Source organism: Vibrio sp. CAU 1672, assembly GCF_029223195.1.
GTDB lineage: Bacteria > Pseudomonadota > Gammaproteobacteria > Enterobacterales > Vibrionaceae > Vibrio.
Map to the genome: position 1 here is coordinate 24,360 of NZ_JARHUF010000033.1, position 7,041 is coordinate 31,400.

6 protein-coding genes and 1 rRNA gene are annotated in these 7,041 nt (G+C 49.8%); 5 read left to right on the forward strand and 2 right to left on the reverse strand.

Annotated elements, in window-relative coordinates; all coding sequences use genetic code 11:
- The first annotated feature begins 331 nt into the window (after positions 1-331).
- Together P2G85_RS19540 and P2G85_RS19545 are read left to right on the forward strand one after the other, a co-directional pair.
- Complete coding sequence (locus tag P2G85_RS19540; RefSeq protein ID WP_275865743.1) at positions 332-1,717, forward strand: TldD/PmbA family protein; 1,386 nt, start codon at positions 332-334, stop codon at positions 1,715-1,717.
- Positions 1,717-3,060: a TldD/PmbA family protein gene (locus P2G85_RS19545; protein ID WP_275865744.1), complete on the forward strand. Its 1,344-nt coding sequence runs from the start codon at positions 1,717-1,719 to the stop codon at positions 3,058-3,060. The genes P2G85_RS19540 and P2G85_RS19545 overlap by 1 nt, the downstream gene beginning before the upstream one ends.
- 81 nt (positions 3,061-3,141) lie before the next feature.
- On the opposite strand, the gene trmY is transcribed toward P2G85_RS19545, so the two are convergent.
- Both trmY and amrS read right to left on the reverse strand, forming a co-directional pair.
- A complete protein-coding gene (gene trmY, locus P2G85_RS19550) occupies positions 3,142-3,741 on the reverse strand; it encodes a tRNA (pseudouridine(54)-N(1))-methyltransferase TrmY (protein WP_275865745.1) in 600 nt (199 codons plus the stop codon).
- A gap of 112 nt (positions 3,742-3,853) precedes the next feature.
- Positions 3,854-4,939: an AmmeMemoRadiSam system radical SAM enzyme gene (amrS, locus tag P2G85_RS19555; protein ID WP_275865748.1), complete on the reverse strand. Its 1,086-nt coding sequence runs from the start codon at positions 4,937-4,939 to the stop codon at positions 3,854-3,856.
- Between the two features lie 60 nt (positions 4,940-4,999).
- Here amrS and amrB point away from each other — a divergent pair, with 60 nt between their 5' ends.
- The 3 genes from amrB to P2G85_RS19570 form a co-directional block, all read left to right on the forward strand.
- On the forward strand, positions 5,000-5,803 hold the full coding sequence (gene amrB / locus P2G85_RS19560; protein ID WP_275865746.1) for an AmmeMemoRadiSam system protein B: 804 nt from the start codon (positions 5,000-5,002) through the stop codon (positions 5,801-5,803).
- Positions 5,781-6,395: an AmmeMemoRadiSam system protein A gene (gene amrA / locus P2G85_RS19565; RefSeq protein ID WP_275865747.1), complete on the forward strand. Its 615-nt coding sequence runs from the start codon at positions 5,781-5,783 to the stop codon at positions 6,393-6,395. Before amrB ends, amrA begins: the two co-directional genes overlap by 23 nt.
- A 579-nt stretch (positions 6,396-6,974) precedes the next feature.
- Positions 6,975-7,041, forward strand: a 16S ribosomal RNA gene (locus P2G85_RS19570); the annotation flags it as partial.

Consider the following 7,041-nt stretch of genomic DNA (forward strand, 5'->3'; position numbering starts at 1 on the left):
TTTAACCAGCGGCGCAGAGGGGCGGGGATTACGTCATTTCAGGTTGTTGGTGTGGTCTTGGGCAATTTTAGTGCAAATGATGCGCCGGGTTGAAACTGCTAGCGCAAGTCACTATCTGATAGCGTAATATCGGAATATTAGCTAAATAATCGTTCCCTTAATACGCAAGGATTGGCATAAAAGAAGGTTAAAAAAGTGTTAAGATTTTCTGCGTTGCCAATGTGCCTTTGGCGTCATAATCAAGACCAACCGTACACCGGTTCTGGTACGGGACGAAGTTATGCTGCCAAAGGTGAGGATGGCAGGAACGATTAACAAGCAAGGAGACTTCATGCTTAATTCAGTAACGGCGAAAGCGGTAATTGATCATGCCCTCTTTTTAGGGGCTGATTTCGCTGAGCTATTTGTTGAACATCATCAAACCAACACAGTCCAGATAGCCTCTGGTGAAGTGGATAAGGTTAACTCGGGTATCGATTTTGGTATCGGTATTCGTCTCTTCTTTGGACACAAAGTGCTGTATGGCTACACCAACAGTACCGATGAAGCCGAACTTAAACGCGTAACCTCACTGCTTGCCGCAAAAGACAAACGTGAGAAAATCGTCTCAGCAGGTTCCTTGAATCTGAACCGCTACCCAGAGCAACACGGTTGTCGCATGCCATTGAGCAAAGATGCCAACCTAGATTCTAAAATCGCTTTCCTGTTGAAAGTGGACCAAGCCGCGCGTGCAGAGAGTGAACACATCAGCCAGTTCATTGGTAGTGTGCTGCAACGCGAGCAGCAAGTCACCATCTTCAATTCTGAAGGGCTGCATGTCGATGATACACGTCATTACATTCGTGTTGCGGGTAATACCGTGGCACAAAAGGGCGACGAGCAGGCTTCTGGCATGGAAGGTCCGGGCGCACTAGCAGGCTGGGAGTTCAGCGAGCAGTTGGATGCCAAAGAGCTTGGGCAAACCATCGCCCAACAAGCACTGGTTAAGCTCGGTGCGGATGCGTGTCCATCGGGCGAGATGCCAGTCGTGATTGGTAACGGTTTTGGTGGCGTGATCTTCCATGAAGCGTGTGGTCACTTGCTAGAAACCACTTCAGTTGCGAAGAAAGCATCGGTATTCCACGACAAGATGGGTGAGATGATCGCTCATACGGCGGTGAATGCTGTGGATGATGGCACCATGACTAACGAATGGGGCTCAACTCATGTTGATGACGAAGGTATGCCAACGCAGCGCACTCAGCTGATCAAAGACGGTAAGCTCACCAGCTTTATGGTCGACAAAATGGGTGGCATGAAGACTGGCTATGAACCAACGGGTTCTGGCCGTCGCCAGAACTATAAGTTTGCGCCAACCTCGCGGATGCGTAATACCTTTATCGAGGAAGGCGAGCATTCATTAGACGATATGCTGGCGGGAATTGAGCGTGGCATTTATGCCAAGAAGATGGGCGGCGGTTCTGTGCAGCCGGGTACCGGAGAATTTAACTTTGCCGTGCGTGAAGCCTACTTAATCGAAAACGGCAAAATCACTAAACCGCTGAAAACCGCCACCCTCATCAGTACCGGTCCAAAGGTACTGAAAGAGATCAGCATGGTCGGCAAAGACATGGCGCTGGCACCGGGGATGTGCGGTTCGGTGAGTGGTTCGGTGCCTACTACGGTTGGTCAGCCATCACTCAAAGTCGACAATATTCTGGTAGGAGGCGGTAACTAATGAGCCAAGAACAACAACTACTCAATGCGGTTGACTACGTCCTGTCGGAAGCAAAGCGCCAGGGCGCTGAAGCGGATGTGATCGTCAATCGTAACAGCAGCTTCTCGTTGAAAGCCAACCAGGGCCAGCTGGACGAATACAAAGTCAGCTCCGGCCAGGTGCTGGGGGTGCGTGTGGTGAAAGATGCGCGAGTGGCAACCAGTTATTCTGAGTCACTTGAGCAACCAAGCCTGGATCTGATGCTGACCAACGCGCTGCAAAGTGCTCGTTTTTCTAAGCAAGATGAACATCAAACCATCAGTTGCGTGAACAGCAACATCACTACCGATGTTGCTGAGATTGCTCAGGAAGACACAACGTCGGTTGACGAAAAAATCGAACTGTCTCTGGCTCTTGAGCAGGGCGTTGTGGCTCTGCCTCATGCTTCAAGCTCACCATACAATGGCTATAGTGACGGTGAAACTCAGCTGATCATTGCCAACACCCAAGGCAGTTTGTGTCAGCACTTTGAACGCTCGTCCAACTGTTATGCGTATACCTTGTTTGAGAAAGATGGCAAACAATCGATGGCTGGTGGGGTGTCGGTCGGTCGTCGTTTTGATGAGCTGAACTCTGCTTACTGTATCGAAGAAGGTTACAACCTGGCGCGTGATCTGCTAGAGGGTGCACCCGTTGCAACAGGTAACTACCCGGCCATCTTCCACATTAATGCGCTAAGCAGCTTGTTCGGTGCTTTCGGTAGTGCATTCTCCGGCGTGAGTGCTATGAAAGGCCTCACCCCTCTGAGCGACAAACTGGGCCAACGTGTGGCGAGTGAACTGATCACCTTGACCGATGCGGCGTATATGCCAGGCGGCATGGCAATTTGTGGCTTTGATAGTGAAGGTTTTGCGACGCAAGACAACGTGCTTATCGCGAATGGTCAGTTGAATACGTTACTACACAACAGCCAAACGGCGAGCTACTTAGGTGCGGTTTCAACAGCGAGTGCGTCTCGCGGTGCGAAGTCGAGTTTGGATGTTTCCGCAAATCACAAGGTGATCGCGACAGGTAGCAGCAGTGCATCAGTAGTGAAAGCGGGCGAATACCTAGAGCTGGTTGAGTTGCAAGGTGTTCACTCTGGCGCAGATGTGGTAAGTGGTGATTTCTCGTTTGGTGCGAGTGGCTTCTTGTGTCGGGATGGCCAGCGTGTTCAACCGGTACGCGGGATTACCGTGGCGGGCAATTTCTACAAGATGCTGCAAGAAGTGGAAGCAGTGGGTGATACTCAACTCATCAACGATAGCCGTACCTTCTTCGCTCCCGACGTGCGTTTTGCTCGCTTGAGCATTGGCGGTAAGTAAGCATCTACTCTGAATCGCGGGAAATAAAAAGAGGACTCAATCGAGTCCTCTTTTATTATCTAACGATTAGTCAGTGAAGAACTAGAATTCACGAATGTCCAGTTCATTGTGGATCAGCACCACGCACTGCGAGGCAAACAGCATTTTAGGGCCGAGGCTGATTTTCTCAGTGCCCAGGCGTTTCAGGCTGTTGAATGACTTTTTCGGCATCGGAATATGGTCGGTCAGCAAGAAGCATGGGTTAGCGCCAATTTCTGCATCGCGAACGAATTCGCCTTTTTTATCCAGCATATACAGCTGGTGGTCTTCAGCCAGTTCTTGCACTAAACGCTCGAAGCTAATGGTACGCACCGTGATCCCCGGTTCGACTTCGCGTAGCTCTTCCTTACCCATGCCGACAGACGCGTCCAGAGCACGCGCCACGGCAGCGATAAGGGTCGATTCGTGGAAACCACCGATATTAGTGATGTCATTCGAGCGAATAGTGATGGTGCGCGAGTAATCTTTGGTGCTCTCAAGAACCAAATGGACAACCACATCTTCACGGTGTGACTGGGCGACAAACATGGTGTTCATCATGGTGTGAGCCAAAATTTCGGTATGAGCTTCCTGACCGACACCTTCCACTAGAGCTTTGCTGGTGGTCGGAGCCGCGCGAGCGCGTAAAACAAAAGAGCGCATGAATTCGCCTCTCTATATATGAAGATTGAATGCGCGGAGTATATACCCAAGCGCGCCCCAGTGGCGAGCAGAATAGAAACTCAAGTGGGGATTTGGGCGTAGTTCAGTTTCACTACTGATCGGATAAATGTACCGGAATACGACGCGGGCCGAAATCTTCTTTGCCGCCACTAAAGCGACCGGCCAGTAGGGTTCCGCAGGATAAACAGTGTCCTTTGTCATCCAGATGATAATGGCCTAAGCGATACCAGTCCCGTTCTATCACCTTGGTCTGGCAGTTGGGGCAGTAACTGCTGTCAGATTCTGTGTCATGGACATTGCCGCAGTAGACATAATGGAGCCCATAACTCAGCGCGATATCACGGGCCCGGCGCAGCGTGGATAGCGGGGTATGAGGCTTGTCGAGCATTTTAAAGTCCGGATGGAAGGCACTGAAATGCAGTGGGACATCCGGGCCTAACTGCTCGCGTATCCACTGACACATGGCGTGCAGTTCCTGATCGGAGTCGTTTTCTCCCGGGATCAGCAAGGTGGTAATTTCAAACCAGGTTGTGGTTTCTTGTTTCAGGAAGCGCAGCGTGTCGAGTACCGGTTGCAAATGACCATGGCAAATTTTGTGGTAGAAGCGTTCGGTAAAGGCTTTGAGGTCAATGTTGGCTGCATCCATGTGGCGATAAAATTCCGCACGTGGCTCCGCGCACATGTAGCCGGCACTGACCGCCACACTTTTAATCCCCAGTTTACGCGCTTCTATCGCAGCATCTTGTGCATACTCCATAAACACGACCGGATCATTGTAGGTAAAAGCCAGGCTACGGCAGCCATACTTGCGTGTGATCTCAGCCAGTTTATCGGGCATCGCCGCGTCACACAGGGTGTCAATTTCCCGCGATTTACTGATGTCCCAGTTCTGACAGAACTGGCAACTGAGGTTACAGCCTGCGGTACCAAAGCTCAGTACGCTGGAACCGGGATAAAAGTGGTAGAGTGGTTTCTTCTCGATAGGGTCAATGCAAAAACCGGATGAGCGGCCATAGCTGGTGAGAACGATTTCACCATCCTTATGCATGCGTACAAAACAGGCACCACGCTTACCCTCGCGTAAAGTGCATTTGCGTGGGCACACATCGCAGCAAACTCGGCCATCGTCGAGCGCATGCCAGTACTTGGTCGGAAAGAATTCTGGTGGTGTTTGCATCGTCACGATTTTTTCTCCACTTGACCTACACTAGAAGTATAGCGTTTGGAGGTCAGAAGGATGAGATATCGTAATCCCGCGGTAGCAGGACGCTTTTACAGTGCCAATAAACATGAGCTAGGACATCAAATCGCCAACATGATGGCCGGGCCACCTCTTTTGAGCCACGCGCCCAATGCGTTGGTGGTGCCGCATGCTGGCTATTTCTATTCCGGAAAAGTCGCAGCCAGTGCCTATACGCTGATCAAAAATCGTATCACTCCCCCGCGGAAGGTCGTGTTGTTGGGACCGTGTCATCATATGGCGCTGAATGGCTGCGCCGTCAGTCATGCAGATTTCTTTAAAACACCACTTGGTGATGTTGAACTGGATAGGCAAGCGGCCGGAAGGTTGGTAGAAAGTGGCCTGGCAGCCTATTCCGATGAGGCACACCACTGGGAACATTCACTTGAAGTGCAGTTGCCTTTTCTGCAATTTGCTTTGGCGGAGTTTAGCCTTTTGCCGATCGTCGTCGGTAAATGCAGTGCAGAAGATGTTGCAAAGTTGATTTCGGTAGCTGCAGCCGATGAACATAGCCTGATCGTGGTTAGCACCGATCTCAGTCATTACCATCCTTATCCTGAAGCGGTGGCGCTGGATAGGGCTACTTGTGACGAGGTACTGAACTTTGTTCCGGCGATCCCGGGACAAAGAGCGTGCGGAAGTTATGCCTTGAATGGGTTACTTAAATACGCCAAAGATCTCTTCTGGCGCTGTCGGTTGGTCGAATATTGCAATTCGGGCGATGTGATGGCGAGGGAAGAGGAAAGAGAACCTGATCCAACAGATACGGTGGTCGGCTATGCCAGCTTCATCTTCTATTGATCACGGACGCAGCGCAGAGCGAGAGCTGATCCGCTTAGTTTGGCAAGTGCTTGAGCAGACCGCAGGCGGGTCAGAATGGTCTGCGCCTGACGCTCCGGTTGAGCCGGAGTTGCAGCAGCCGGGCGCCAGTTTTGTGACTTTGTATGTCAATGATGAACTCAAAGGCTGCATCGGTACCCTGGAAGCGCACCAGCCGCTATGGCTGGATGTTTGTCATAATGCCTATTCCAGTGCCAGGCGAGATCACCGTTTTACTGCACTTTGTCAGCGTGATTTGCCTTCGTTGCGGTTTGAAATCTCGATATTGTCACCCCTCGAGCCGATGATTAATCAAGGTGAAGATGCATTGCTTGCTCAATTAGCATCGGATCGCTGTGGGTTGCTATTGGAACAAGGTTATCGCAGGGCGGTGTTTTTGCCGAGTGTCTGGCAGGCATTACCCGAACCGAGAGCATTTTTGCAGGCGTTAAAAAGAAAAGGAGGCTGGAGGCGCGAGGAGTGGTCTGGTGAGATTGCGTTATTTAGATTTACCACCTGTGTTATATCGTCTGATGGCCAGTCAACCTGCCGGGAATTATTTGCAGGCGCGTAGAATTAGATTTTTTATTGGTATTAGGCCAGGCAATAATACATATCGACAACTACTGTTTTACCTGTAGTTAATAAGTTAGGGTAAGAAATCATCACTTGGGCAATTATTCCCCACTTGGGAGTTTTTTTTGATTTTTTTTATTAAAAAGGGTTGCCAAGAAAAAACATCTCCCTATAATGCGCCTCCGTTGTCAGGGCAAAGCGGAAACGCACAAGCAGTTGGCAATGAGGCGAAAGAAACGCTTCTAAAAATTAATTCAAAAAAGTGTTTGACACCAAGGGTTAGTTCATTAGAATACGCCTCCGCTTCGATAGTAAAGCTAACGAAGCAAGCTCTTTAACAATATAGACCTATCAATCTGTGTGGGCACTCGTTGATGATAATCCAATTCGATACTTCGGTATCAAATTAGGTTTCAATGAAACGAAGTGACCATTCGAATTGGGAAGCAGCCTTGAGCTGTTTTATTTCACTTTTCAAAAGTGAAAACCAATGAGAGCACAGTCAATTCAAACATTACATAATGTAATGTTCAGTATTCATTGAGCCTCCCCTATTTATTTAGGGAATCAAAACTTTAAATTGAAGAGTTTGATCATGGCTCAGATTGAACGCTGGCGGCAGGCCTAACACATGCAAGTCGAGC

Coding starts and splice junctions, on each gene's coding strand:
- trmY (WP_275865745.1), bottom strand. CDS start 3,741: ATGCGCTCTTTTGTTTTACGCGCTCGCGCGGCTCCGACCACCAGCAAA.
- amrS (WP_275865748.1), bottom strand. CDS start 4,939: ATGCAAACACCACCAGAATTCTTTCCGACCAAGTACTGGCATGCGCTC.
- P2G85_RS19545 (WP_275865744.1), top strand. CDS start 1,717: ATGAGCCAAGAACAACAACTACTCAATGCGGTTGACTACGTCCTGTCG.
- amrA (WP_275865747.1), top strand. CDS start 5,781: ATGCCAGCTTCATCTTCTATTGATCACGGACGCAGCGCAGAGCGAGAG.
- P2G85_RS19540 (WP_275865743.1), top strand. CDS start 332: ATGCTTAATTCAGTAACGGCGAAAGCGGTAATTGATCATGCCCTCTTT.
- amrB (WP_275865746.1), top strand. CDS start 5,000: ATGAGATATCGTAATCCCGCGGTAGCAGGACGCTTTTACAGTGCCAAT.